Raw genomic sequence first — 23827 nt, 5'->3', positions numbered from 1 at the left:
GATGTGACCGAACACGAGGACGATGCGAACCTGGCCGATGGCATCCGTTCTTCGCTTCGTTCCACACGCGACCGGCTCGAAACGGCGGGGGCCCGAGATGAAGCGCTCGCGACCTTCGTGCCGGCGCATCGAGGGCGCCTGTTCGCCAAGAAGGCCACAATGGTGCCGCAGGGCAGGGTGTGGCGGCTCGGCGTGCTGCTGCTCGACCACGACGCGCAGCTCTACGAAACGGGACTGACGGCAAGGGCCCTTGAACCGGGGCGACCCGCCTACCAGTCAGTCTCCGCTGAGCAACGCCGTGAGTACCGTGCCGCGGCGTTTCGGGGAAAGTTCACGCGCGGAGAGACGGTCAACTTCGACGCTGCGCCGATCGAGCTGGATGCGGATGCGCTGAGGGTGTCGACCGGGGCGCTGTTTCTGCGGAACGACCGAGTGCTTGTCCGATGGAGCCCGACGGCGTCGGATGAGGCAGCAGTTGACCTTGACGACTATCTGACGGACCGGGCAGGTCTGCTGCTCGACCCGCCGGAAGGTGCCTGACCGCACTCGTTGAGTATCTGCGGGCGCACGAAAAAGCCCGACATCCGTGTGAATGTCGGGCTTCGTGAGTGGATCTGCGGAAATTCGAACCCCTGACACTCTGGACGTTCCGGCCAACTGCCGATCCTCACTGATCGTCTCGAGGAACTCGCGGATACCCTTGTGTGAACAGGGAACCAAGCAGTTCGCTGCCTCTGATTCGACCTGATCGGTTCCGGTCGCGCCCGGTTGATTGTGATGGGTAAATGGTGAGGAAGACCTCTTCGAGTCGGACCTCCCCCGCCCTTTCATCGAGGATCCGTGACGTGCCGGCGGATGAGCGCAACGAGAGTCGTCGCAGGAACGCCCGCGCTGCGAATCTCGTTGCTTCCTCGGGTGGCCTCTGTGAACATATGGAGGATGCGAGCGGCGTCAGAGCGGGAACCGAACAAGGTCGCTTCGCTGAGCTTCCATCCGCCGATGGCGTTAGCGTCGTGCTGGTTGACGATGAGGAAGAGGTTGTAAAGGTCGGCTATGTCTTTCGCTTCCAGGCGCGAACGTGTCGACCGCGACCTCTCCGCCCGCTCCTCGCTCGTAGTGGTTGCCGCTCACCGCCTCATAGCCCTCCGCGACGAGCCTGTCATGCACGGTCCCGGATGCCGCGATTGCAGTTGTCATCGCGGCGTCCGCGTCGCCGGTGCGCCGGGCGATCGACCCAGTCGACGGGAAGGCGATCAGCAATAGGGATGCGATCTGCCCGCCGATGACGAGGATGTCGTCGAGATCAACGGCGATCGCAGCAACGTCCTCGAGCGCCTGGAATGCGGCGTCATCAGCGTCGGAGGTCGACACGGTCTCAGCACCCACCCGGGTCGTTGTCAACTCGGGGCCCTCTGGAGCACTCGCCTGGCCAAGCGATCGATCGCTTCGCCCGCGTCGGGGCCACCGGTTCGCCGGACGTCCCACGCCGCCAGAACCGGATCCACAGTCCGTGGATGCGCGGACCACGCTGCGGCAGTCGCCCAGATCGTCGGATCTGCAGGAATGATGACCTCGAGGCTAGCTTCGTCTCGCCCCGACTCGGCGAATTTTGCTCGGGCCAACGGCAGCCCCGTCTTCGCATAGACGAGGGCCTTCGTGGGCACCCGCCATGGCGCGATAGTGTCGGCGGCCGCGTCCCCTGAGAGCAGCACGTCCGGACTCGTGGCCTGGGCATCCTCGGCCTGCTTAATGATCGGGTCGAGGCTGTACCAGGACTCGGTGATGCCGCTGGGCCCCGGATAGGTCTCCAGGAAGCGGTCCCAGAGCCCCTCCGGCTTGACGGCGCGCCAACGGCCGTTGACTTTCTCGACGGTCCCCGTCCAGTCTTTGAGCGCCCTGGAAACCGCAGCCTGGGAGGTGCCTATCTGCGCCGCAAGCTCCACCTGCGTGCGCGGCTCATCGGAAAACAGAAGGGCCCGCATCAGCGCATGGCGACCCCACGATGGTCGCCCCCTCGGCCGGCCAACGTCCTCGATGCCGCCGACGAGGTTAAGGAACTGCGTCTTCCTGCCCCAGATCAGAATGCTGTCGTTGACGCCGGCGACGGCGAGGTCTGGCATGTCCTCGGCGAGCTTGCGAATCGACGTCGGCACGCTCGGCATCACGATCAGCAGTCGCCTGTCCGTGCCCTCATTCCGCACGCCGCGCTGGCGAGCCCGATCAAGCATCCTCATCGCGTCTGACGGTGAGGGGTTGCGGGCGCACACCTTCAACTCGACGGGGACGCCACCGACGACGAGGTCGCTCGCACTATCGATGGCTACATCCAGGCCGGATGACGCGAGCAACTCGATGCCAGCATCCGCCGTCACGTAAGGTACCAAGTGTCCAGGCTATAACTTAATGTAGACAATTTCACATTTAGTTATACGCGCGTCTGTTCGTTCCGGGCGACCATGGCTTGAGAGTTGCAGTGAGTTGACACGCCATACTTTGAGCGGGGATTCACCAATGGAGAAGGCAATGTCACTGAATATCAATGATCGAACCGCCCTCGTCGTGATCGACGTGCAGCAAGGATTCGAGGATGCCGCTTGGTGGGGTCCCCGAAACAACCCGGACTGCGAAGCGAACATAGAACTTCTACTAGCGGAATGGCGGAACGGTCAACGCCCGATCGTCTTCGTGCAACACAGTTCAACCAATCCGCTGTCACCGCTGCATCCCAGCAACCCGGGTCACGCGCTCAAAGTGTTTGTGTCCGGGGAGCCGGACCTTCTCGTCGATAAGAGTGTCAATTCCAGCTTCCACGGCACCCCAGATCTGCATGACTGGCTGCAATCGAACACCATCAGTTCCCTCGTCATCTGTGGGATCACCACGAATCACTGCTGCGAGACAACTGCGCGGGTTGCGGGTAACCTCGGCTACCAGGTGTTCTTCGCCCTGGACGCGACGCACACGTTCGACCGGAAGGACGTCGACGGAGGCAACGTCCACGCGGCCGAGCTGTCCCGAATCACGGGCGTCAACCTGCACGAAGAATTCGCTACCGTAGTGAACACGCAATCGCTGCTAGCGAACCGCACTTCGCGAACCAGGTAGTATCAGCCGCCGAGAAGCGCGGTGCCTAGGTCGCTTCTGTAGCACAGCCCTGTTCGACCATGACGTGTCGTTGTGACGAAGCGGCCGGCGACAAGGGCTCGGGGGTGCTGGTTCACGGCGGACGTCAACACGCCCGTACCGAGGCCCAGCTGTGCGGAGGATGCTGGCGTTGTCTGTTGATCAAAAGCTACCCAAAAAGGCCACGACATGAGTATGTCTCGCTGAGCTACGGCGACTGCGACAGCCCCGGCCCGGGACGCACGCGGGGAAGCTGCGATGCAAGAGCAGCCTTTGCTGCCGATCAGCCAGGTCACGCACTTGCTATCGGTTCGATTCGCCATCACAAATGACGGCTCTACTGGTCCACGTTCGCCTCTGCTCGTGCACCGCGTTCGATACTCCGAGCACTGAACCCTGCCTGTAGGTCCACAAGAAGTCTGGCTGCGAGGTCCGGGTTTTTTCACGACCCAAAGCCCTGCCAGCGCGTCAAGCACGGCAGTGCGAACGCCCAGACGGCTGCTTAGGCCGCTAACCCAGTCATGATCATCCGCTCCCTGCAGCTCGCCGGTTCCAACCGCGAGAGGCTTGCCCTTGTGTGGCCCTCCTACACTTTCGGTAAGGAACGTCGGCCGCCCCACGGGCTCGCGCACGACGACATATACGCCATGGCCCGGAGGCAGGTCGTTACGTTTCGACAGATGCAAATCGCTCCCAGCCCTCAAAGCCGAGGCCCGCCGCGGTGAAGCTCGCCCGCACGCGCCCCTTGTCATATCCACCATCAATCCGCCGGTAACACAACGTGCGACGGACGCGACCATCAGGCAGGTTTTGGAATGTGATCTTGCCATGTGAGCCCGGATCTATCTTGCTTCGTGCCATCGGATTGCCCTCAGTCCGAGGAGTGCGGCATCGCCGACCCGGTTACCGTCTGTCGGTTCGGGACTTCAGCCAGGCCTCGACGTTCCCTCGGCTGTCGCGCAAGTGCTTGCCGAGCTTGGTTGTCTTCGACCGGTGCCTTCGAGACGCCAGTGGCAGATCGTCTCTTTGGACAGCTGCAGATATTCCGCGAGCTCGTCGACGGTGAGATAGTCACCCAGGCTCTCGATGACGCGCGCGGGCGGGTACGTGGTGGGGACGGATGTGCTCATACTCCTTATGAGTGCAGCACAGACCCAAGGTCGTCGCCGTCCGACGTGATCCGTTGTGGATCGCTGTGGAAGGAGGGGCCATTTCAAAAAGCTCCCAAAAAGGCCCCAAAGCACTTCAGAGGCCTTTTCTGACGAAAAGAACCCCTGACGAACTTGACGTTCACCAGGGGTTTTGGTGGATCTGAGGGGATTCGAACCCCTGACCCCCTGCATGCCATGCAGGTGCGCTACCAGCTGCGCCACAGACCCATTTCGGCCGCTTCGATCGCTCGAAGCAACCTGTTTAGATTACTACATAATTCTGAATGTTCCGAATCGAGCAGCAACCTGAGCGTTACTCAGCGGCGGCGGCAGCTGGAACGGCGAGAGGGAGAACCGGGCAGTCCTTCCACAGACGCTCGAGCGAGTAATACAGTCGCTCTTCTTCGTGGAAAACGTGCACCACAAGGTCACCGAAGTCGATGAGAATCCATCGGCCCTCGGATCGGCCTTCCCTGCGAAGGGTTTTGTGCCCTGCAGCGTTCAGCTGATCTTCGATCTCCCCTGCGACGGCCATGACGTTGCGCTCGTTGCGGCCGGTGGCAATGAAGAAAACGTCAACAAACGGAAGCGGTTCAGATACGTCGAGAGCGACGAGGTCCTCGGCTCCCTTGTCGTGGGCTGCCTGGGCGGCAATGTTGAGCTGTTGGATTGTGGATTCGCGTGCTGTCACTTGGAAGTGGCCTTTCTGAGGTTATTGCGACTGGAAAGCGCCGGCCGCAATACCGACGATGATGACCGACAGCACCGCAACGGCCAAAACTCCGGCGGTGATCGCCAGGATGAGAAGGAGTCGATTGCTGCGGGCAGGCGCCGGAGGGGTGATGACGTCGCGCGTTGCGGTGTGCGTCGACACCGCGCGACTGGCAGAGACGGGAGTTCCGGCGGTGGCCGGTCGAGACTCGTCTTCTTCGTCGAACATCGCATCGATGTCTGACTTGTCGAAGCTGTTCGGGTGACCGCCGGTCGATCCGTTTCCCGAGGAAATGTCGATCGATCCGGTGATGACGACGCCACCCTGAGCGGAAAGCGGACCGGTGAACGGGTCACCAGAGGGCATCGACGGCAAGATTAAGGAACTGGTTCCAACGCCGTTTCCGGCCTCTTCGAGGCCACGGGCGATGATCTGGTCAAATGGCTGCTCGAGCTCAGTGTGGAGCTTGTCCCGCTTGGGGGCTGAAGCGTCGAGCACGGCCTCGCCGAAACTGCTCGAGAGTCGGGGCTCGTCCTCGTCATCCTCTGCAGGAATTAACGCTGCCAGACCGTCTTCCGGTTCGGCGATGGGCAGACCGAACGACGTACGTTTCGGCGCCGAACGCTCCTCGGGATTGTCGGTGACCGGAGCAGTCGACTCCTCGTCTTCGACGACATCGACAGGAGCAGCGGATGCAGGAACGAACGCTGGCATGCGCGGGGACGCAGGCTCAGCGGTGGGGACCGGTGGATTGGACCCCCCGTTCTTCTTCGTCCGCGGCTTTTTTGCGGGCTTCGTGTCCGCCGCCTCGCGCTCAGCGGGCTTGACGACCTCGGTCGGCTCGACGATGTCGGCCGGCGCGGGCGTCTTCTTCGCGGCTGCGGGGTCCGACGGTTCGACGAGGGGCGGCACGATTGTCAGCGATGCCGTCCGCACACGTTCGAGGTCGCGGGCTTGTCGCCGGGTCAGTGGTTTACCCGCCGCCTCTGCTTCTTCAAGCAGGTTCACCTGATCGGTCGTGAGCGCGGGCTCGACCCGAGCCGGCTCGACTTCCGGACCGTCATTCTCGCGGACTTCTCGTCCAGGCGCGGCAGAGTTCGGCACCTGTGGTGATTCGGTGTCTGGTGTCGCGTCTGTCGTGCGCTGCTGCTCACGCAGCTGGCGACGAGAGAGCGGTTGCTCGTCGGGCAGCGGGGTCATGCATTACTCCGATACAGGTGATGTTTGGTGATGTACTGAACGACACCGTCGGGAACCAAATACCAGACCGGGAAACCCCGGCTCACCCGGCTCCGACAGTCGGTCGACGATATCGCCAGGGCCGGAACTTCCAACAAGCTTACGTCCTGGTGTGGTAATCCTGAAACACTGAGGGTATGTCCCGGTCGACTCACAGCCACGAAGTGAGCAAGCGACCAGAGTTCTTTCACGTCTTTCCAGCTCAAAATCTGAGCGACGGCATCGGCACCTGTGATGAAGAAAAGCTCGGCTTCCGGCCGCTCTTTGTGTAAATCACGGAGGGTGTCGATCGTGTAGGTCGTGCCCTGCCGGTCAACATCGACGCGGCTGACGGTGAATCTGGGGTTGGACGCCGTGGCGATCACGGTCATCAGGTAGCGATGCTCTGCTGGCGTTACGACGTTTTTGTGCCAGGGCTGACCCGTTGGAACGAAGATGACTTCGTCAAGGTCGAACGACTGAGCCACCTCGCTTGCCGCGACAAGGTGACCGTGGTGAATGGGATCAAACGTTCCACCCATGACGCCCACTCGCGGCGGGCGTGGCACAACTGCCATCGGGCTCTAGTGACCGTGTCCAGGTTCAGCTGCGGCTCGCGAGGGCCGCGAGGTGCTGTGACGGTTTGCGACGTCGCGGTAGCTGAATGTGGCTACGCCAAGGAACACGAAAACGATGAGCGCGATTACGCCGTACATCCAGGTAGGCATCGGCAGTTCAACGTGTCCTGCTGCTTCTGCGAAAAGGATCGTCGCAAACGACATCTGTGCTCCATTCATTGTGGCGGGCGAGTGCGCCGGAACCAGTCTACCGACTAACTCCGCACCTGGCCGGTACCTCGGACTATCCACTTTGTGCTGGTGAGTTCCGAAACGCCCATTGGGCCTCTCGCATGTAACTTCTGGGTCGAAATTCCGACCTCCGCACCGAACCCAAACTCACCACCATCGGTGAATCTGGTCGACGCGTTGACCATCACCACGGCCGAGTCCACCTCGGCGAGGAACCGCTCAGCATTCGCCACGGACTCGGTGATGATCGACTCTGTGTGGCCGGTCGAGTACGTCCTGATGTGCTCGATGGCCTGATCCAGGTCGTCCACCACCCGAACCGAAATGTCGAGACTCATGTGCTCGGTTGCCCAGTCCTCCTCCGTAGCGATTCGCGCGTCAGGCCAGATCGTACGGGTTGCCTCGTCGCCGTGGATGGTGACACCAGCGTCCGCCAACTGCTGAAGCACGCCGGGAAGCACCCTGCCCGCCGCGCCGGCATGGACGAGGACAGTTTCGACCGCGTTACAGACGCTCGGGCGCTGCACCTTCGCATTGTGGACGATGTCGGCGGCCCAGTCCTCCCGCGCGGTCTCGTCGAGGTAGATGTGAACAACGCCGGCACCGGTCTCGATCACCGGCACCCGTGACTCGGTCACCACCGTCTGAATCAGCGAGGCACTCCCCCGCGGCACAAGCACATCGACCAGGCCCCGTGCCTGCATCAGCCGTGTCGCCCCGTCCCGACCGAACTCATCGATCGTCTGAACGGCGCCTGATGGCAGCCCCACGGAACCGAGAGCATCCTGAATCACTTCGACCAGCTGCCCGTTGGTGTTCTCTGCGGCCGATCCGCCCCGAAGAACAACAGCGTTTCCGCTCTTGAGCGCGAGGGCAGCGATGTCGACGGTCACGTTCGGCCGCGCCTCGTAAATGGCACCAACCACGCCGAAGGGAACGCGAATTTGATCAATCCGCACACCGTTGGGCAGCCGGGATCCGCGAACGCTTTGCCCGATCGGATCGGTCAGGGCGGCGATCTCGCGGATCGCGGCTGACAGCCCGGCCAGCCGGTTCTCATCCAGTCGAAGACGATCGAGCAGCCCGTCACTGAGCCTGTTCGTTCGACCGTTATCGAGGTCTCGCGCGTTCGCGGCAAGTATTTTCTCCGCGGCCTCGGCAAGTCCGTTCGCCATCGCCTCGAGTGCGGCGTTCTTCAGATCACCGGATGCTGTCGCAAGCGTCCGCGACGCCTCGCGCGCACGGAGCAGCCGTTCGTCGAATGACACACTTTGCCCGGGGTCAGCGAGTGTCGGAGACGTGGGTGAATGCGGAGCTGCGGCGACGGTGTCGGTCATAGGACCGATTTTAGCCAGCAGACGGCCGTCGCGACGAACGTTCGTTTGGGACGAACCAGGTACCGACATGTTCGCCGTTCAAAGCACGCGCGACGTTGCCGGTCGAGGTGATGAGCACGCCAGCTCCTGAGTCAGCAGCCAGCCGTGCGGCTGAGACCTTGGTCGAGGCGCCACCTGTTCCGACGCCCGCCGCACCAATGTCACCGAAGGTGACCTCGGCAAGACTGTCTGATCGCTCTATCAGGTGAATCGGTTCGGCGCCCGGTTCGGTTGGCGGCTTAGTGTACAACGCGTCGACATCGCTGAGCAGGACCAGCGCGTCTGCTCCGATGAGGATGGACACGAGTGCCGCGAGCCTGTCATTGTCACCGAACCGGATCTCGTGAGTCGCAACCGTGTCGTTTTCGTTGACGATCGGGAGGATCCGCAGCGTAAGCAACCGTTCCATCGCCCGCTGCGCGTTCGACCGGTGCGCGTCGTTCTCCATGTCGCCGGCCGTCAGAAGCACCTGCCCGGCCACGATGTCGTAGCGGTCGAGGCTGTCCTGGTAGCGATAGATGAGAACGTTCTGACCAACCGCGGCTGCCGCCTGCTGTGTCGCGAGGTCGGTCGGCCGGTTGGTGAGCGCCAGATAGGGCATTCCCGTAGCGATCGCGCCACTCGACACCAGGACGATTTCCGTGCCCCTGGCATGTGCGGCGGCAAGCGCGTCGACGAGCGGCGAAATCTGGCCAGCGTTGTCGCCGCTGATCGACGAAGACCCCACCTTGACGACAACTCGACGCGCCGTCGCCAGGCCCGCCCGATCCGCTACGGTCATGCGCTACTTGTCCCCTTCGGTCCCGTCCGAGAGTGCGTCGGCGGCTTCTTCCGCTTCGTACTGGTCACGCCAGATCCCAGCCTCGCGCTCCCGCAACAGCTCGGCGCGAGCTTCGGTCTTCGCATCCATGCGCTCGAAGTATTCCTCGCGACGCTGGTTGCGGGTCGGCCGGTTGTTCGCGTCGAGACGCGCATCGAGACCACGCGGGGTGGTGATCATCTCGGCCGATGACGTGAGCGTCGGCTCCCAGTCGAAGACAACACCGTTGTCTGAACCGATGATGACGGTCGACCCGCCGACGGCTCCGGCCTTGAACAGGCCGTCTTCAACGCCGAGTTTCGCCAGACGGTCAGCGAGGAAGCCGACGGCCTCGTCATTGGTGAAGTCAGTCTGCTGGACCCAGCGTTCGGGTTTGGTGCCCCGGACCCGGTAGATGTTGCCGAAGCTGCCGCCCTCGACGGTGACGGTGAATTTCGATTCGTCCACCGGCCGCGGACGGATGACGATGCGCGGGTGGGCAGCTTCGTGCTCCGCCTTCGCTTTACGTTCGTCCTCGACAAGCTGACCGAGCGCGTAGGAGAGCTGGCGCATACCTTCGTGGCTCACCGTCGAGATCTCGAATACGCGATAGCCCCTTGCCTCAAGCTCGGGTTTGACCAGCTCGGCCAGGTCTTTGCCCTCGGGCACGTCGACCTTGTTGAGCGCGATCAGCTGCGGGCGCTCGAGCAGCGGAGTCTGACCCTCGGGCACCGGGTAGGCGCCGAGTTCACCGAGGATGATGTCGAGGTCGCTGATTGGATCGCGGCCGGGCTCGAGCGTTGCGCAGTCGAGCACGTGCACGAGCGCTGAACACCGCTCGACGTGACGGAGGAACTCGAGGCCAAGGCCCTTGCCTTCGCTGGCACCTTCGATGAGTCCTGGCACGTCGGCGACGGTGTAACGGCTATCGCCGGCCTGAACGACACCGAGGTTCGGGTGCAGTGTGGTGAAGGGGTAGTCGGCAATCTTCGGCTTAGCGGCGCTCATGGCGGCGATCAGGCTGGACTTGCCTGCGGACGGGTAACCAACGAGGGCAACGTCGGCGACGACCTTGAGCTCGAGGGTGACTGAACCTTCCCAGCCGAGCGTACCGAGCAGCGCAAAACCAGGCGCTTTGCGCTTGGTGGTCGACAGTGCAGCGTTGCCGAGCCCGCCCTGGCCCGCCTGCCCGACGACATAGCGAATGCCCGGCTCGGCGAAGTCGATGAGTTCGTTGCCGTCGGCGTCCTTGACGACGGTACCAACAGGGACGGGCAGTTCAAGCTCTTCACCAGTGGTGCCTGCGCGGTGGTCCCCCATTCCCGGGCCACCGTTCTGGGAGCTGCGGTGCGGAGAGCGGTGGTAGTTCAGGAGCGTCGTGACCTGCGGATCTGAGACGAGGACGATGTCGCCACCGTTTCCACCGTTTCCGCCGTCAGGACCGGCAAGGGGCTTGAACTTCTCCCGACGCACAGACACGCATCCGTTACCGCCGTTTCCAGCACGCAGGTGCAGTGTCACCTGATCGACGAATGTGGCCACGAGAGCCCTCCCAAATTGTTTGTACTTCTACATAAAAAACTCAGGGGCGAGCCGAAGCTCGCCCCTGAGACAAATCCAACGGATGCCTATTCGGCAGCTGCCGTCACGATGTTGATGACCTTGCGGCCGCCCTTGGCGCCGAACTCGACAGCTCCTGCTTCGAGAGCGAAGAGGGTGTCGTCTCCACCGCGTCCGACGTTAACGCCGGGGTGGAAGTGGGTGCCACGCTGGCGAACGATGATTTCGCCTGCGGAGACAACCTGACCGCCGAAGCGCTTCACGCCGAGGCGCTGTGCGTTGGAGTCGCGACCGTTGCGAGTGGAACTCGCACCTTTTTTGTGTGCCATCTCTGTTCTCCCTCAGGCTTACTTGATGCCGGTGATCTTGACGCGCGTGAGCTCCTGGCGGTGCCCCTGACGCTTCTTGTAACCGGTCTTGTTCTTGAACTTCTGGATGTGAATCTTGGGACCGCGGAGGTTCTCGATGAACTCGGCCGTAACGGTGACCTTGGCGAGCGACTCTGCATCGGTGGTGATCTTGTCACCGTCGACGAGGAGGACAGCGGCCAGTTCGACCTTGCCGTTCTCGATGCTCTTGACACGGTCCATCGTCACAATGGTGCCGACCTCTACCTTTTCCTGCCGACCACCGGCGCGCACTACTGCGTAAACCACTTCTCGTACCTACTTCTCTGGGGAGCTCGCGCTCCGAGTTGAATCTGTCAAGGAATATTCACTGTGCGGTAGACCCCAGCGGGAAGGGAGGTCAAGCTGACAGAAAACCATGGGCAAAACGCGGGATAAGCCAACGTGCACCAACAGGCAACTTTACTTCATCGCACCGAATCGCACAAATGCACTCGACCCCGTGTCGCATTTCGTAGACTTCCCGTCATGACCGTGCTCATCGATCCCCCGATGTGGCCGGCTCACGACACCCTCTGGTCCCACCTCGTCAGTGACGCTTCCCTGAACGAACTGCACCAATTCGCCGCCGCACACGGTCTCCCTCCGCGGAGTTTTGACCTTGACCATTATGACGTCCCTGCGGCACGGTATGACGCTCTTGTGTCGGGTGGCGCGGTCCCAGTGAGCGCGAATGAGCTGGTTCGGCGACTGATCCGAAGCGGTCTTCGCGTGACGGCAAAAGAACGCAAACGGCGGCCGCACCCTGGATGAGGGCACGACCGCCGGCGGCGTCGAGTTGAAACCTACTCGGACGAGGTGGGAAGTGACCCCTCGGCCTCATGGGAGACCGGAGTGCCCGTGAGAGCGGCTGTCGTCACCCGACGACGACGACCGCGGCCGGTTCCCGGCTGCTTGGGCTCCGGAAGAGCGTCGAGAACCGACCCGAGCAAGTCTTCGGCATCGCGCGGGTCGACACGCTTGGGCTTGCGCGCGGGCTCGAGCGGAATGTCGAAAATCGACAGGGCGGCGGAGTCGGCCGCAGGCGGCGTTTCGGCCTTCGGCTCTTCGACCCGCGCGTCGGCCTGGACCGGCTGAGCAACTGTCTCGTTCGAGTTGTTCTGACCGTTGCGGTTCTGGCCCTTCTGGCCCTTCCGTCGGTCGTTGCGCCTTTCGCTGCGCGACTCGTTGCGTCGCTCAGCGGCCGGAGCGACCGTCTCAGCTGACTCATCGGTCGACGGCGTCTCGTCGGCATGCGCCGCGAGTGTGGATGCCGCGATCTTGGCGAGGGCGTTCTTGGCGTCGTCGGTGATGGCGTGAGTCGGAACCTTTGGCGCCTGGCTCTGGGCGTTCGAGTTGCCGTTGCCGTTGGAGTTGCCGTTGGAGTTCTTGCCTCGACGCTTGGCCTCAGGCTGCGGTGTCTGGCGGTGCTTGACCACCGGGTCGTGGGAGACGACGACTCCGCGTCCCGCACAGACCTCACACGGCTCGCTGAAGGATTCGAGCAGCCCGAGTCCCAGCTTCTTGCGTGTCATCTGTACGAGACCAAGCGAGGTCACTTCAGCAACCTGGTGCTTGGTGCGGTCGCGGCTGAGGCATTCGATGAGGCGGCGAAGCACGAGGTCACGGTTGGACTCGAGCACCATGTCGATGAAGTCGACAACGATGATGCCGCCGATGTCGCGCAGTCGCAGCTGGCGGACGATCTCTTCCGCGGACTCGAGGTTGTTCTTGGTGACCGTCTCTTCGAGGTTTCCGCCAGAACCGACGAACTTTCCCGTATTGACGTCGACAACGGTCATCGCCTCTGTGCGGTCGATGACGAGGGAACCACCCGATGGCAGCCAGACCTTACGGTCAAGCGCCTTCTCGATCTGCTCGGTGATGCGGTACTCGTCGAAGACGTCGCGGTTGCCCTCGTACCGTTCGACGCGCTCGAGCAGGTCAGGAGCGACACCACGAAGGTAGCTTTCGATGACTTCCTGCGCGTCGTCGCCGGCGATCAGCATCTTCTGGAAGTCTTCGTTGAAGACGTCGCGAACGATCTTGATCAGGAGATCGGGCTCGGAGTGCAGCAGCGCTGGCGCCTGAACGGTCTCCATCTGACGGGATATCTCGGCCCACTGGTTGATGAGGCGGTTGACGTCGAGCGTCAGCTGCTCCTGGGTTGCCCCCTCGGCGGCGGTGCGCACGATCACGCCGACGTTATCTGGAAGTACCTCTTTGAGGATCTTCTTGAGGCGGGCACGCTCGGTGTCCGGGAGCTTGCGAGAAATGCCGTTCATCGAGCCGTTCGGCACGTAAACGAGGTAGCGGCCAGGCAGAGAGACCTGGCTGGTCAGGCGAGCACCCTTGTGTCCGACGGGGTCTTTGGTGACCTGGACGAGCACACGGTCGCCTGGCTTGAGTGCCAGTTCGATGCGGCGCGGCTGGTTGCCGGTCTCGGCGGCGTCCCAGTCGACCTCACCTGAGTACAGCACGGCGTTGCGGCCGCGTCCGATGTCGACGAAGGCAGCTTCCATGCTTGGCAGCACGTTCTGCACCCGACCGAGGTAGACGTTGCCGATGAGGGACGCCTCTTCGTTGCGGGCCACGTAGTGCTCGACCAGAACGTTGTCTTCGAGAACGCCGATCTGAATTTTGTTGCTTTTGGAGCGGACGATCATCTTGCGGTCGACGGACTCACGACGTGCGAGGAACTCGGCCTCGGTGACAACGGGACGTCGACGGCCTGCGTCGCGACCGTCACGACGGCGCTGCTTCTTCGCTTCGAGGCGGGTCGATCCCTTGATGCGCTGCGGCTCGGTGATCTGTTCGACCTCGCGGGGCTCACGCTGTTCGCGCGGCTGGCGCACCTTGACGACGGTGTTGGCTGGGTCGTTAGAGCCGGACCTGCGCTCGTCACCGGAACGGCGACGTGCGCGACGACGAACAGTCGACGGTTCGTCGTCTTCGTCGTCCTCGGGGAGGTCGTCGTCTCGGTCGTCACGGGCGGGCAGCGGCTTGACATCAGGGGCCTGGAAGAAGAGTGCCGTCGTCGGAGCGGTGGAGAAGGCGGCGAAGATGTTGGAGGCGGCAGGCGCTTCCTCGGCCTTCGCGGGTTCCTCTGCCGGCTCGCCCTGCTGGGCGTCGTGCTGCGGCGCAGCTGGCGTAACGTCCGCAGACGTGCCTGGCGTGGCATCCGTCGTCTGCGTTTCGGCGATTTCAGTATCGCTTTCGGGCGCTACGCTCTCGGGGTTGGTTGATGTGTCGGCCGTGTTATCAAAATTTTCATTCACCATTCCTGGTGCACTCCTCATCCGGTGCGACAGCCGCGCTGCCCATCCGGGAACTCTCGAGCGGTTTCTCGCTTTCGCGTACTCCCCGCAAATCCTGTATGTTCGCGACCGGCCCTCTGGCTCTAGTCACGCACCTTCTTTGTCGGCCTCACCCACGTGAGTTGTGGCCAACGAAAACTTTTGTCTCAAACACTGGGCGAACGCTGTTTCATTACGAGCGCCGTGCCCAATAAGCCTTCTGTTGTACGACTGTAGAGCGCGGCCCCACGGTCGTGCTCTCATTATCGCACGCCGGGTGCGTTCACAGCGATTCCCACGGCTGACCAAAGTCAACGTTGTGTCATAATCCGAAGCGTGCAGAGAACCGACGACAGCCCTCGTGTGCTCGCCGTCTTTCTCATCCTCGCCGGAGCCATCGGCGAAGTCGCCGCGTTCGCGCTCACTCTCGAAAAGCTGCACACGCTGACATCGCCAGGTGAGGCGCTTTCCTGCGACTTCAGTGTGCTCGTGCAGTGCGGAGCGAACCTGGAATCCTGGCAAGGATCGGTGTTCGGGTTCCCGAACCCGCTTCTGGGTATTGCCGGCTGGGTCGCACCCATCGCCGTTGGTGTCGCCATCCTCGCAGGGGCACGCTTTGCACGCTGGTTCTGGGTGCTCTTCAATATTGGGCTCGCCGGAGCGTTGGGGTTCGTGATCTGGCTGATCTCCCAGAGCATTTTCGTGCTCGGCACGCTGTGCCCGTGGTGCATGGTGACGTGGGCGGTGACGATTCCCGTGTTCCTCGCGGTGACGCTGTACAACGTCAGCAGGGGCAACCTGCCAGCATCGGCCGGCATTCGACGCGTGGCAAGCGCCCTGTATGGCTGGCTGGCTCCGCTGACGGTGGCCTGCTACCTGGTCATCGCGATTGTGGCGCAGCTGCGACTGGACGTGCTCCGCACACTGTAAGCGCGGGTCGGTGCCGGACCGCGGCCCCAACGACGAAGCGAGGCGCCCCGTTCAGGGACGCCTCGCTTCGGTGTTCGAGTGTTACTTGAACCAGAGGGAGAGTTCGCGCGCTGCGGACTCGGGGCTGTCCGAGCCGTGCACCAGGTTCTGCTGAACCTTGAGGCCCCAGTCGCGACCGAAGTCACCACGGATCGTGCCGGGTGCCGCTGTCGTCGGGTCTGTCGTTCCGGCGAGGCTGCGGAAGCCCTCGATCACACGGTCACCTGCGACACGGATCGCCACGATGGAGCCGGAGAGCATGAACTCGACGAGGGGCTCGTAGAAGGGCTTGCCTTCGTGCTCTTCGTAGTGCTTCGCGAGGAGCGAGCGGTCGGGCTGCACAAGGCGAATGTCGACGAGCGAGTACCCCTTTGCCTCGATGCGGCGCAGGATTTCCCCGGTGAGGTTGCGGGCGACACCGTCCGGCTTTACCAGAACAAGTGTTTCTTCAACGGCCATGTGTTTCGTCTCCAAGTTGTGCTGCAGCGGCGGCTTTCTGACGGTCGATCCGACCGCCGGCCACCATGGAGTAAACCCACATGCCAGCGAAAAGCGCGCCAATTATGAACATGATCGGCACGAAGATGCCGGTAGCAACGATAACGCCTTGCACCACCCAGCCCACAATGATGCCCCAGCGGTGGCGCAGCAGCCCGAGTGTTGCCACGATCACCAGGCAGAGGACCGCTCCACCGATCAGGGCGACAGGCGCTGAGAGCGCTTTGAGCCCAAACGCGACGAGAGCCGCGAGAAACACGACGACGAGCTCGAAGCCGAGAACTATCGACGCGAGTGACTGCTGCACGCTCTGGCGTTGACGCCTCATGCTTTTTTCCATTCCTCGGCTTCGGCGAGGTCAAGAATCTCGCCGGCGAGCACGACAGACCCCGTCACAACGACGAGTCGTGACGTACCCTCGTTTGCCCACTCACGTGCTGCGAACACCGCGTCCTCTGCCGAGTCGAAGGCGTGAACCAGCCCAGGCACGGTGATGGCGGCGGCGCGTTCAGCCAGTTCGTCCACAGGGATCGACCGGGATGACGACGACGCGGTGATGTGAATTCGTGCGGCGATCGGCGCGAGAACCGAGAGGATGCCCTCTGCGTCCTTGTCGCCGAGCACACCGAGCACGAACACCGTCTCTGCGAAGTCGAAGTACTTGTCCAGGGCGGCCGCAAGTGAACGGGCGCCGTGCGGGTTGTGCGCGGCGTCGACGAGCACGGTCGGTTCGATTCCGACGAGTTGCAGGCGACCGGGTGAGGTCACTTCCGAAAGCCCTTCGACCAGCGGGTCATTGCCGAGCGGCTGGCTGCCGTCGCCGAGGAATGTCTCAACGACGGCGATCGCCACTGCTGCGTTTTGACCCTGGTGGTCTCCGTACAACGGCAGGTACAGGTCGGTGTACTCCCCCGCGCGTCCACGAACGCTGATCACCTGGCCGCCAACGGCGACGTGGTCGGCTGTGAGTTCGAAGTCGACGTCCTGGGCGATGACGACTGCTTCGTCACGTTCCGCAGCCTTCCGAATTTCTGCCAAAGCATCCGGATGCTGCGCCGCAGTGACAACAGTGGCCGCCGGTTTGATGATTCCCGCCTTGGTGCGCGCGATCTCCGCGATGGTCGAGCCGAGACGCGCAACGTGGTCGAGGTCGATCGGGGTGAAAACCGCGATCTGTGCGTCAGCGACATTGGTGGAGTCCCACTCGCCGCCCATTCCCACTTCGATCACACCGACGTCGATGGGAGCGTCGGCGAAGCTCGCGTATGCGAGCACGGTGAGCACCTCGAAGAAGGTGAGCGGTTCGTTCCCGGCCTCCGCGAGTTCAGCGTCCACCATCTCGACGTACGGTCGGATGTCATCCCAGTTGCGTGCGAGCGCTTCGTTCGAGATCGGTTCACCGTCAAGAACTATGCGCTCGTTGAAGGACACGAGGTGAGGGCTCGTGAACAGTCCGGTGCGCAGTCCGTATGCGCGAAGGATGCTCTCGATCAGGCGGCTCGTGCTGGTTTTGCCGTTGGTTCCGGTCAGGTGGATGATCGGGAATGCCCGCTGCGGGTCGCCAAGCAGGTCGAGCACCCGGCGGGTGGGCTCGAGCCGCGGCTGTGGGGCCGCCTCGCCCGTTCGGGCCAGGAGCGCCTCGTAGACGGCCTGGCCCTGTTCAGCGAAGTCGTCGTCATACTCAGACATTGAGGCTCCTGGTCGCACGGCGGACCGCAACGATGAATGATCCGGCATTCGCGAACTGTCCGGCCGAGAATTCCTTGTAGAACTCCGGCTCGTCGCCGAGAAGTGCCGGGAGCCACTCGGACGGAGTGCCAGCGAGCTGGGACTCGTCGACCTCGGCGTACGCGTGAAGTGACTGAGTCGTCGCCAGCGTCTCTGACGCGATGTCGACCTCTGTAACGAAAGTGACAGCATCCGCGTCTGCAGCGCTCTCGAAAACGAGACCGAGGCGGATACGGTCGCTCACGTCGAAACCGGCAGCCTTGCGAGTGTCCTGCACGGCTCGGACAACGTCGCGGGCAAGGCCTTCGGCCTCCAGCTCGGGAGTGGTCTGGGTGTCGAGGAGGACGAAGCCGCCCTCGGGAAGCAGGGCAAGGGCCTGTTCGGCTGCACCCTCGGCTGCAGCGGTCTCAAGCACGAGGTCATACTCGCTCGGGAGCAGTTCCACTCCCCCTGCCGTCACGACGCCGTCGACTTCGGTCCAGTCGCCAGCACGAGCGGCCTTGATGACTGTCTGCACGTTCTTGCCGAGGCGTGGTCCGGCAGCGCGGGCGTTGACGGTGAGCTTCGAGGTGATTCCGTAGTCGGCCGCACTCGAGTCGGTCAGCGTAACGAACTCGACGTTCTTAACGTTGAGCTCGTCACGGAGGATGTCGCCGAAACGCTTCAGGTGTTCGGGGTCTGGAGACACAACCGTCAATGTTGCGAGCGGCAGACGCACGCGACGGCCGGCCTGCTTGCGAAGCGAGAGCACCGTGGAGCTGATCGCACGGATCTGGTCCATCGACGCGACGAGCACGTCGTCAGCCGGGAAGGCCGAGCTGTCCGGCCAGTCCTCGAGGTGCACGCTGCGGCCTCCGGTGAGGTCCTTCCAGATGCGTTCTGCGACGAGCGGCAGCAGAGGCGCCGCGGCGCGGGTGATTACCTCGAGCACCGTGTACAGGGTGTCGAATGCCTCGGTGCCGTTGCCGTTCTCGTCGACGCCGGCCCAGAACCGGTCACGCGAGCGACGAACGTACCAGTTGGTGAGAACGTCGGCGAAGTCACGCAGTGTTGCTGCGGCGAGCGTCGAGTCGAGGTTCTCGAAGTGACCGGCAACCTCGTCGACCACAACGCGGGTCTTCGCCAGGATGTACTGGTCGAGGACGTCGGTCGAGTCGGTGCGCCACGAGGCGTCGTATCCACCCTCACGTGCCGTGTTGGCGTACAGGCTGAAGAAGTACCAGGTGTTCCAGAGCGGCAGGAGCATCTGTCGGACGCCCTCACGGATGCCCTCTTCGGTGACGATGAGGTTGCCACCGCGGAGGACTGAGCTCGACATGAGGAACCAGCGCATTGCGTCGGAACCGTCGCGGTCGAACACCTCGTTGACGTCCGGGTAGTTTCGGAGCGACTTCGACATCTTCTGCCCGTCGCTTCCGAGCACGATGCCGTGGCTCAGCACGTTCTTGTACGCGGGCCGATCGAACAGCGCGGTCGAGAGCACGTGGAGTGTGTAGAACCAGCCGCGGGTCTGACCGATGTACTCGACGATGAAGTCGGCCGGATTGTGCGAGTCGAACCACTCGCGGTTTTCGAACGGGTAGTGCACCTGGGCGAACGGCATCGAGCCCGAGTCGAACCACACGTCGAGGACGTCGGTGATGCGGCGCATCGTGGACTGACCGGTGGGGTCGTCGGGGTTCGGCCGGGTCAGTTCGTCGATGTAGGGGCGGTGCAGGTCGGTCGGACGCACGCCGAAGTCCTGCTCGAGCTCGTCGAGCGACCCGTACACGTCGATGCGCGGGTACTCGGGGTTATCGCTCTTCCACACGGGGATCGGGGATCCCCAGTAGCGGTTGCGGCTGATCGACCAGTCACGGGCGTTGCCGATCCATTTGCCGAACTGGCCGTCCTTGACGTTGTCAGGAACCCAGTTGATGTCCTGGTTGAGGTCAACCATGCGGTCGCGGAACTCGGGAACCCGGATGAACCAGCTCGAGACCGCCTTGTAGATCAGCGGGTTCCGGCAGCGCCAGCAGTGCGGGTAGGAGTGCTCGTAGCTGGCCTGGCGAAGCAAGCGACCCTCGGCCTTGATGAGCTGGGTGAGCGGCTTGTTGGCGTCGGACCAGAGCAGCCCAGCGACGTCGGTCACGGCCGGCAGGAACTTGCCACCGTCGTCGAGCGAGATGATGACGGGGATGCCTGCGGCCTCGCAGATCTTCTGGTCTTCTTCACCGTACGCAGGTGACTGGTGAACGATTCCCGTTCCGTCTTCGAGCGTGACGTAGTCGGCGACGAGGATGCGCCAGGCGTCCTGCATGCCGTACTCGTCCACGTCGGAGTAGTAGTCGAACAGGCGGTCGTATGTGACGTCCTGCAGTTCAGATCCAACGACGGTGCGTGAGATCGCCGCGAGAGCGTCTTCCGCGGAGTCATACCCAAGGTCTTTGGCGTAGTTGCCGACCAGAGCCGTGGCGAGGAGGTATTCCCCGCCGAGCACCTCGGTGGAGTCGGAAAGGTTCGGGTCCTTCTCACGCAACACAGTGGCATCCGGTGTTCCATGTGGTCCAGCGAGAACGACGGCGTACTCGATCTCAGGACCTACGGCGAGTGCCGCGTTCGTGGGAAGAGTCCACGGCGTCGTCGTCCAGGCCAGCGCGCGCACGCCGGTGAGGCCGAGCGACTCGGCCTTGACGCCGACGAGCGGGAACGTGACGGTGACTGTCTGGTCCTGGCGCATCTTGTAGACGTCGTCGTCCATGCGCAGCTCGTGGTTGGACAGCGGGGTCTGGTCGCGCCAGCAATACGGGAGAACGCGGTAGCCCTCATAGGCGAGCCCCTTGTCGTGCAGCTGCTTGAACGCCCAGATGACGCTCTCCATGAAGGTGATGTCGAGCGTCTTGTAGTCGTTTTCGAAGTCGACCCAGCGCGCCTGACGGGTGACGTAATTCACCCAGTCCTCGGTGTACTTGAGCACGGAGTCCTTGGCGGCACCGTTGAACGCTGCGATGCCCATCTCTTCGATCTGGCTCTTGTCGGTGATGCCGAGCTGGCGCTCAGCCTCGAGCTCAGCCGGGAGGCCGTGGGTGTCCCAGCCGAAACGGCGGTGCACCTGCTTGCCGCGCATGGTCTGGAACCGCGGGAAGAGGTCCTTCGCGTAGCCGGTCAGGAGGTGACCGTAGTGCGGCAAACCATTCGCGAACGGCGGGCCATCGTAGAACACCCACTCGTCAGCGCCTTCGCGCTGTGAAACGGATGCCTCGAAGGTCGCGTCGTTCTTCCAGAACTCGAGAACGTCCTTCTCGATGTTCGGGAACGTCGGAGAGGGAGTCACGCCGAAGGCTGCTCCAGCGGCGTCGTGTGATTTGGGGTATGGCATTGTTCTCCCGGCAGGTTCAGTGTTCACCTGCGAGGGCGGATCAGATTTCGATCCGCGGTACCACCTCGCTTGCCGCGCATGTCGGCCGCTCGTTCGTTGGCTATAACGGGCCAGCCCCGTTCGGTTCTACTGGGCTCCGCAGGTGCACGGTGCTGTTCTTCCGAAGACTCCCCGGTGATGGCCGGATCGCAGTCGCTCCCCCAAGGATAGCGGGGAATTCGGTTCACCGGGGCGGCGAGGCGCTGAAACCTCTCGAAGTCGGCGCTCGACGCGGGGCTCCCCAACCGCTGGGGCCTGCGCGTCGGGCCCTCCACTCTTCGAGCACCCGACACATCAAACGATCCGGATGCCGTCAAACGGGACTGCGGGACGCGAGCGTCTGCAGCACCCTGGCGGCTGTCTCGGCGTCATCGACAGTGACGACCAGTCGTTTCCCGTTACGCCTCGCGACCTCGATCGCTTCTCCTGACCGAAGAATGATTCCGGTGCGGTTGCCCGAAGCCCAGCGCCAACCCCAACCGCCAAAGTCCGCTGTGGGATTCACCTGAACGACGCGGACCTCAGCAATTTCGGTGGCGGGAATGCTGACTCGCGGCCAGCCGAGCAGTCCGCGTACGGCAAACCCGCGCCGGTCGGCACGCACCCGCCAGAACGACATGCCAAGAGACAGCACCATCACGAAGCCAGCGGATGTCAGGACGACCGGCAGGCCGGACGACGAGCCTATCGACGCCAGGATGCTGCTCCCGACCGCGAGCGCGACGACGAGACCCATCACGGTTGCCACACCGCCGGAAATGCGCACGGTTCGCGACCAGTACACGCTTTCGGATGGGGCCAGATCGAGCGGCTCGACTGCGGTTTCAGCTTCAGTGACGGTCGGCACAGCCTTGGGCAGGGCGAGCCATGCGGCTCCCGCGAGCAGGAAGCCACCAACCGCGCCGATGATCATCGGCGCAGCAATGTTCGGTGCGTCAGCCGCGTCGTTCAGTCCACGCTGGACGGCGAGCGAGCCGAGCACACCGACCGTGAGCAGGACGCTCATGAAGAGCCGAGACACGACGAGGATCTTTTCGGTACTCGTCAGCCCGCCGCGACCGGGGGCGTTTAATAACGACAGCTGCGTCACAACGGTGAAACCGGTCACGACACCGAGCGGCAACAGAATCATGGTCCAGGCACTTCCGAACCCGTCGGCGCCCTCGCTGCTCCAGTGGACCGCTACCGGGTCCGGGAGATCGGGAAGCCAGGAGGCTGCCATGACCGCTCCGACCAGGGCGATCAGCAGCGGAAGCACCAGCCCGATCATTCTGTAACGGGTGCGTCCGGGCATCGGTCGTGCTTCGGTGGTCATCTCAGGGCCTCTCGGAGTAGGGCGGCTACGGTATCTGGGCTGAGTTCCAGGGTGCGGGCTTCAGCGACGACCGCGTCGATCGCAGCGCTGAGTTGCGAGTATCGTGCGGCGCGATCGGTCACGACTGCGCCGCGCCCGCGGCGGAGATCAACGAGACCCTCGTCACGAAGTACTTGATATGCGCGAAGGACCGTGTGCACGTTGATGTCGAGCGACTCAGCCAGGTCGCGGGCGGCCGGCAGCCTCTCCCCCGCCTTCACGCTGCCAGCGATTGCTGCCGCGCGGATGCTCGCCGCGAGTTGGTCGAACAGCGGGGTTGTCGACGATTGGTCGATTCGCAGGAGCATGTCTTCATTCTATAGTTCTAGTTCAACTAGAACAAGTTGCGAATGCGTCGGTCGTCTCGGCCAGATTCAGCACGCGGAGCCGGCACCTCGGCCGCGCGGCTCCTCGGCGACGGCAAGCATGTTCTGTGTCGATCACCTCAGCCGGCCCAGGGAGGTCATCTCGCCGGACGCCGGCGGCCAAAAGGTCCACCTACTGCCAATCAATAAATTGCTGGCGCGTCGATAGGCGCGCCTAGCCAATCAGCTTCGTCACGCTGCTCCCAGGTGTCTCATAACCAATGATGAGCACCGCAATTTGACCAGGAGGTTACGCGACGTAGTTATGAGACTCGCCCGGTTGCGACATTCCGTCATTTTCCAGGATGCGCGAGCCGCGGCCATGACACGTCTCGTATCCCTAGGGTTTTGAGACAACAGCGTGGCAAACGCCGCCGCACTGCAGCGATCCAAGCGGGATTCTCCAACAGACGGTGACAGTACCCGGAGGCATCCGCACGTCAGCCCCAATTCACCACACGTGTGCCGCGCCGGATTGCCGCAACATCGGGTCCATTGTCATCGATCCGGAACGGTCTCGGAGGGCCGCGTCAAATGCACCTGACTGAACGATCGGTTGTTTGTTGCGGGTCACGTACTGACCCCGACGTCCCGTAAGGTCAGCCCGCTGTCCTGGGGTAGGGCTCGAACCGCGTTGGCGGGACAATCCACGTCAGTCAACGTGATCGCCTCGCCGTCGTACTCTATTCCGGCGCAAACGAAGAAATATTGGCTGTCGAAGGTCCACCCGCCCCCTGACTGGCCCTGACCCGTGAAGATTACGCTGAATATCAGGGTGGCTTGATCCGATTCCAGGCCGAAGATTTGTGGAAGCGCGGATGATCCGCCACCGTTGGGCCAGCTCGTAGTTTGCTCCGGGTTGAAGAGGGCCAACTCACGTCTAGTGATTTGATCGAAGGCCTGTTTCGTCGTTGCCCCGGCGCCGACCACGTCCGGCAGAGTGTCCGTGAAGTGTTTTATGTTGGCCCGCACGCTGTCTTTGGCAAGCGCTGTTGCGTCCTTGACGACGCACGAACTTACGAACGGTAGCGAGAGCATCAAGACGAGTGGCGCGAGAACAAAACGCCTTCTGGTGGAGCTGGGCAC

General features: G+C 62.9%; 24 protein-coding genes and 1 tRNA gene. 4 read left to right on the top strand and 21 right to left on the bottom strand.

Features of this window, described 5'->3' with window-relative positions; all coding sequences use genetic code 11:
• The first annotated feature begins 3 nt into the window (after nt 1–3).
• Nucleotides 4–540 carry a hypothetical protein gene (locus D9V28_RS03750; protein ID WP_121658330.1) on the top strand — a complete coding sequence of 179 codons (537 nt, stop codon included), beginning with the start codon at nt 4–6 and terminating at the stop codon, nt 538–540.
• A 465-nt stretch (nt 541–1005) separates the two neighbouring features.
• On the opposite strand, the gene D9V28_RS03745 is transcribed toward D9V28_RS03750, so the two are convergent.
• Entirely contained in the window at nt 1006–1371 is a 366-nt protein-coding gene (locus tag D9V28_RS03745) for a hypothetical protein (RefSeq protein WP_147440903.1), read from the bottom strand.
• Between the two features lie 26 nt (nt 1372–1397).
• A complete protein-coding gene (locus D9V28_RS03740) occupies nt 1398–2384 on the bottom strand; it encodes a hypothetical protein (protein WP_121658328.1) in 987 nt (328 codons plus the stop codon).
• 139 nt (nt 2385–2523) lie between these two features.
• Here D9V28_RS03740 and D9V28_RS03735 point away from each other — a divergent pair, with 139 nt between their 5' ends.
• Nucleotides 2524–3105 (top strand): cysteine hydrolase family protein, encoded by a 582-nt coding sequence (locus tag D9V28_RS03735; RefSeq protein WP_121658327.1) that lies wholly within the window; start codon nt 2524–2526, stop codon nt 3103–3105.
• Nucleotides 3106–4049: 944 nt separating this feature from the next.
• On the opposite strand, the gene D9V28_RS03725 is transcribed toward D9V28_RS03735, so the two are convergent.
• From D9V28_RS03725 to rplU, 11 genes are all read right to left on the bottom strand, one after another.
• The gene (locus D9V28_RS03725; protein WP_121658325.1) at nt 4050–4253 is read right to left on the bottom strand and encodes a MerR family transcriptional regulator; all 204 of its coding nucleotides are present in this window, start codon (nt 4251–4253) and stop codon (nt 4050–4052) included.
• 173 nt (nt 4254–4426) lie between these two features.
• A tRNA-Ala gene (locus D9V28_RS03720) sits at nt 4427–4502 on the bottom strand.
• 85 nt (nt 4503–4587) lie between these two features.
• Nucleotides 4588–4965, bottom strand: coding sequence for a ribosome silencing factor (rsfS, locus tag D9V28_RS03715; protein ID WP_121658324.1), 378 nt, complete (start codon nt 4963–4965; stop codon nt 4588–4590).
• A gap of 21 nt (nt 4966–4986) precedes the next feature.
• A complete protein-coding gene (locus D9V28_RS03710; protein ID WP_121658323.1) occupies nt 4987–6186 on the bottom strand; it encodes a hypothetical protein in 1200 nt (399 codons plus the stop codon).
• On the bottom strand, nt 6183–6782 hold the full coding sequence (gene nadD / locus D9V28_RS03705; RefSeq protein ID WP_183086414.1) for a nicotinate-nucleotide adenylyltransferase: 600 nt from the start codon (nt 6780–6782) through the stop codon (nt 6183–6185). The genes D9V28_RS03710 and nadD overlap by 4 nt, the downstream gene beginning before the upstream one ends.
• Nucleotides 6783–6788: 6 nt before the next feature.
• The gene (locus D9V28_RS03700) at nt 6789–6986 is read right to left on the bottom strand and encodes a hypothetical protein (RefSeq protein ID WP_121658321.1); all 198 of its coding nucleotides are present in this window, start codon (nt 6984–6986) and stop codon (nt 6789–6791) included.
• A gap of 50 nt (nt 6987–7036) precedes the next feature.
• Nucleotides 7037–8350: a glutamate-5-semialdehyde dehydrogenase gene (locus D9V28_RS03695; RefSeq protein WP_121658320.1), complete on the bottom strand. Its 1314-nt coding sequence runs from the start codon at nt 8348–8350 to the stop codon at nt 7037–7039.
• A 10-nt stretch (nt 8351–8360) separates the two neighbouring features.
• The gene (gene proB, locus D9V28_RS03690; protein ID WP_121658319.1) at nt 8361–9170 is read right to left on the bottom strand and encodes a glutamate 5-kinase; all 810 of its coding nucleotides are present in this window, start codon (nt 9168–9170) and stop codon (nt 8361–8363) included.
• A gap of 3 nt (nt 9171–9173) precedes the next feature.
• Nucleotides 9174–10730, bottom strand: coding sequence for a GTPase ObgE (gene obgE / locus D9V28_RS03685; RefSeq protein ID WP_121658318.1), 1557 nt, complete (start codon nt 10728–10730; stop codon nt 9174–9176).
• Nucleotides 10731–10816: 86 nt separating this feature from the next.
• Nucleotides 10817–11077, bottom strand: coding sequence for a 50S ribosomal protein L27 (rpmA, locus tag D9V28_RS03680; RefSeq protein WP_108391235.1), 261 nt, complete (start codon nt 11075–11077; stop codon nt 10817–10819).
• 18 nt (nt 11078–11095) lie between these two features.
• Nucleotides 11096–11404, bottom strand: coding sequence for a 50S ribosomal protein L21 (gene rplU / locus D9V28_RS03675; RefSeq protein ID WP_121658317.1), 309 nt, complete (start codon nt 11402–11404; stop codon nt 11096–11098).
• 219 nt (nt 11405–11623) lie between these two features.
• Here rplU and D9V28_RS03670 point away from each other — a divergent pair, with 219 nt between their 5' ends.
• Nucleotides 11624–11908, top strand: a complete 285-nt coding sequence (locus tag D9V28_RS03670; RefSeq protein WP_121658316.1) for a DUF4031 domain-containing protein — start codon at nt 11624–11626, stop codon at nt 11906–11908.
• A gap of 32 nt (nt 11909–11940) precedes the next feature.
• Here the strand turns inward: D9V28_RS03670 and D9V28_RS03665 are convergent, their stop codons facing one another.
• On the bottom strand, nt 11941–14505 hold the full coding sequence (locus tag D9V28_RS03665) for an Rne/Rng family ribonuclease (protein ID WP_371869996.1): 2565 nt from the start codon (nt 14503–14505) through the stop codon (nt 11941–11943).
• 261 nt (nt 14506–14766) lie between these two features.
• Here D9V28_RS03665 and D9V28_RS03660 point away from each other — a divergent pair, with 261 nt between their 5' ends.
• Nucleotides 14767–15360 carry a vitamin K epoxide reductase family protein gene (locus D9V28_RS03660; protein ID WP_121658314.1) on the top strand — a complete coding sequence of 198 codons (594 nt, stop codon included), beginning with the start codon at nt 14767–14769 and terminating at the stop codon, nt 15358–15360.
• 81 nt (nt 15361–15441) lie between these two features.
• On the opposite strand, the gene ndk is transcribed toward D9V28_RS03660, so the two are convergent.
• From ndk to D9V28_RS03625, 7 genes are all read right to left on the bottom strand, one after another.
• On the bottom strand, nt 15442–15858 hold the full coding sequence (ndk, locus tag D9V28_RS03655) for a nucleoside-diphosphate kinase (protein ID WP_121658313.1): 417 nt from the start codon (nt 15856–15858) through the stop codon (nt 15442–15444).
• Complete coding sequence (locus D9V28_RS03650) at nt 15848–16225, bottom strand: DUF4233 domain-containing protein (protein ID WP_229727715.1); 378 nt, start codon at nt 16223–16225, stop codon at nt 15848–15850. Before D9V28_RS03650 ends, ndk begins: the two co-directional genes overlap by 11 nt.
• Nucleotides 16222–17586 (bottom strand): bifunctional folylpolyglutamate synthase/dihydrofolate synthase, encoded by a 1365-nt coding sequence (locus D9V28_RS03645; RefSeq protein WP_121658311.1) that lies wholly within the window; start codon nt 17584–17586, stop codon nt 16222–16224. Before D9V28_RS03645 ends, D9V28_RS03650 begins: the two co-directional genes overlap by 4 nt.
• The gene (ileS, locus tag D9V28_RS03640; protein ID WP_121658310.1) at nt 17579–20983 is read right to left on the bottom strand and encodes an isoleucine--tRNA ligase; all 3405 of its coding nucleotides are present in this window, start codon (nt 20981–20983) and stop codon (nt 17579–17581) included. The genes D9V28_RS03645 and ileS overlap by 8 nt, the downstream gene beginning before the upstream one ends.
• Before the next feature lie 352 nt (nt 20984–21335).
• A complete protein-coding gene (locus D9V28_RS03635; RefSeq protein ID WP_121658309.1) occupies nt 21336–22337 on the bottom strand; it encodes a DUF1648 domain-containing protein in 1002 nt (333 codons plus the stop codon).
• The gene (locus D9V28_RS03630; RefSeq protein WP_121658308.1) at nt 22334–22684 is read right to left on the bottom strand and encodes a GntR family transcriptional regulator; all 351 of its coding nucleotides are present in this window, start codon (nt 22682–22684) and stop codon (nt 22334–22336) included. Before D9V28_RS03630 ends, D9V28_RS03635 begins: the two co-directional genes overlap by 4 nt.
• A 627-nt stretch (nt 22685–23311) precedes the next feature.
• Nucleotides 23312–23827, bottom strand: coding sequence for a hypothetical protein (locus tag D9V28_RS03625; protein ID WP_121658307.1), 516 nt, complete (start codon nt 23825–23827; stop codon nt 23312–23314).

The sequence above is a fragment of the Mycetocola zhadangensis genome (assembly GCF_003668565.1).
Classification (GTDB): Bacteria; Actinomycetota; Actinomycetes; order Actinomycetales; family Microbacteriaceae; genus Mycetocola_A; species Mycetocola_A zhadangensis.
Note: the sequence above shows the minus strand (reverse complement) of the source record. Positions and strands in the feature narration are given on the sequence as shown.

Excerpts from the sequence above, each read along its gene's own strand:
- D9V28_RS03735 (WP_121658327.1), top strand. The coding sequence starts at position 2,524 with ATGTCACTGAATATCAATGATCGAACCGCCCTCGTCGTGATCGACGTG.
- D9V28_RS03725 (WP_121658325.1), bottom strand. The coding sequence starts at position 4,253 with ATGAGCACATCCGTCCCCACCACGTACCCGCCCGCGCGCGTCATCGAG.
- D9V28_RS03710 (WP_121658323.1), bottom strand. The coding sequence starts at position 6,186 with ATGACCCCGCTGCCCGACGAGCAACCGCTCTCTCGTCGCCAGCTGCGT.
- nadD (WP_183086414.1), bottom strand. The coding sequence starts at position 6,782 with ATGGCAGTTGTGCCACGCCCGCCGCGAGTGGGCGTCATGGGTGGAACG.
- D9V28_RS03700 (WP_121658321.1), bottom strand. The coding sequence starts at position 6,986 with ATGTCGTTTGCGACGATCCTTTTCGCAGAAGCAGCAGGACACGTTGAA.
- D9V28_RS03695 (WP_121658320.1), bottom strand. The coding sequence starts at position 8,350 with ATGACCGACACCGTCGCCGCAGCTCCGCATTCACCCACGTCTCCGACA.
- proB (WP_121658319.1), bottom strand. The coding sequence starts at position 9,170 with ATGACCGTAGCGGATCGGGCGGGCCTGGCGACGGCGCGTCGAGTTGTC.
- rpmA (WP_108391235.1), bottom strand. The coding sequence starts at position 11,077 with ATGGCACACAAAAAAGGTGCGAGTTCCACTCGCAACGGTCGCGACTCC.
- D9V28_RS03670 (WP_121658316.1), top strand. The coding sequence starts at position 11,624 with ATGACCGTGCTCATCGATCCCCCGATGTGGCCGGCTCACGACACCCTC.
- ndk (WP_121658313.1), bottom strand. The coding sequence starts at position 15,858 with ATGGCCGTTGAAGAAACACTTGTTCTGGTAAAGCCGGACGGTGTCGCC.
- D9V28_RS03650 (WP_229727715.1), bottom strand. The coding sequence starts at position 16,225 with ATGAGGCGTCAACGCCAGAGCGTGCAGCAGTCACTCGCGTCGATAGTT.
- D9V28_RS03645 (WP_121658311.1), bottom strand. The coding sequence starts at position 17,586 with ATGTCTGAGTATGACGACGACTTCGCTGAACAGGGCCAGGCCGTCTAC.
- ileS (WP_121658310.1), bottom strand. The coding sequence starts at position 20,983 with ATGCCATACCCCAAATCACACGACGCCGCTGGAGCAGCCTTCGGCGTG.
- D9V28_RS03635 (WP_121658309.1), bottom strand. The coding sequence starts at position 22,337 with ATGACCACCGAAGCACGACCGATGCCCGGACGCACCCGTTACAGAATG.
- D9V28_RS03630 (WP_121658308.1), bottom strand. The coding sequence starts at position 22,684 with ATGCTCCTGCGAATCGACCAATCGTCGACAACCCCGCTGTTCGACCAA.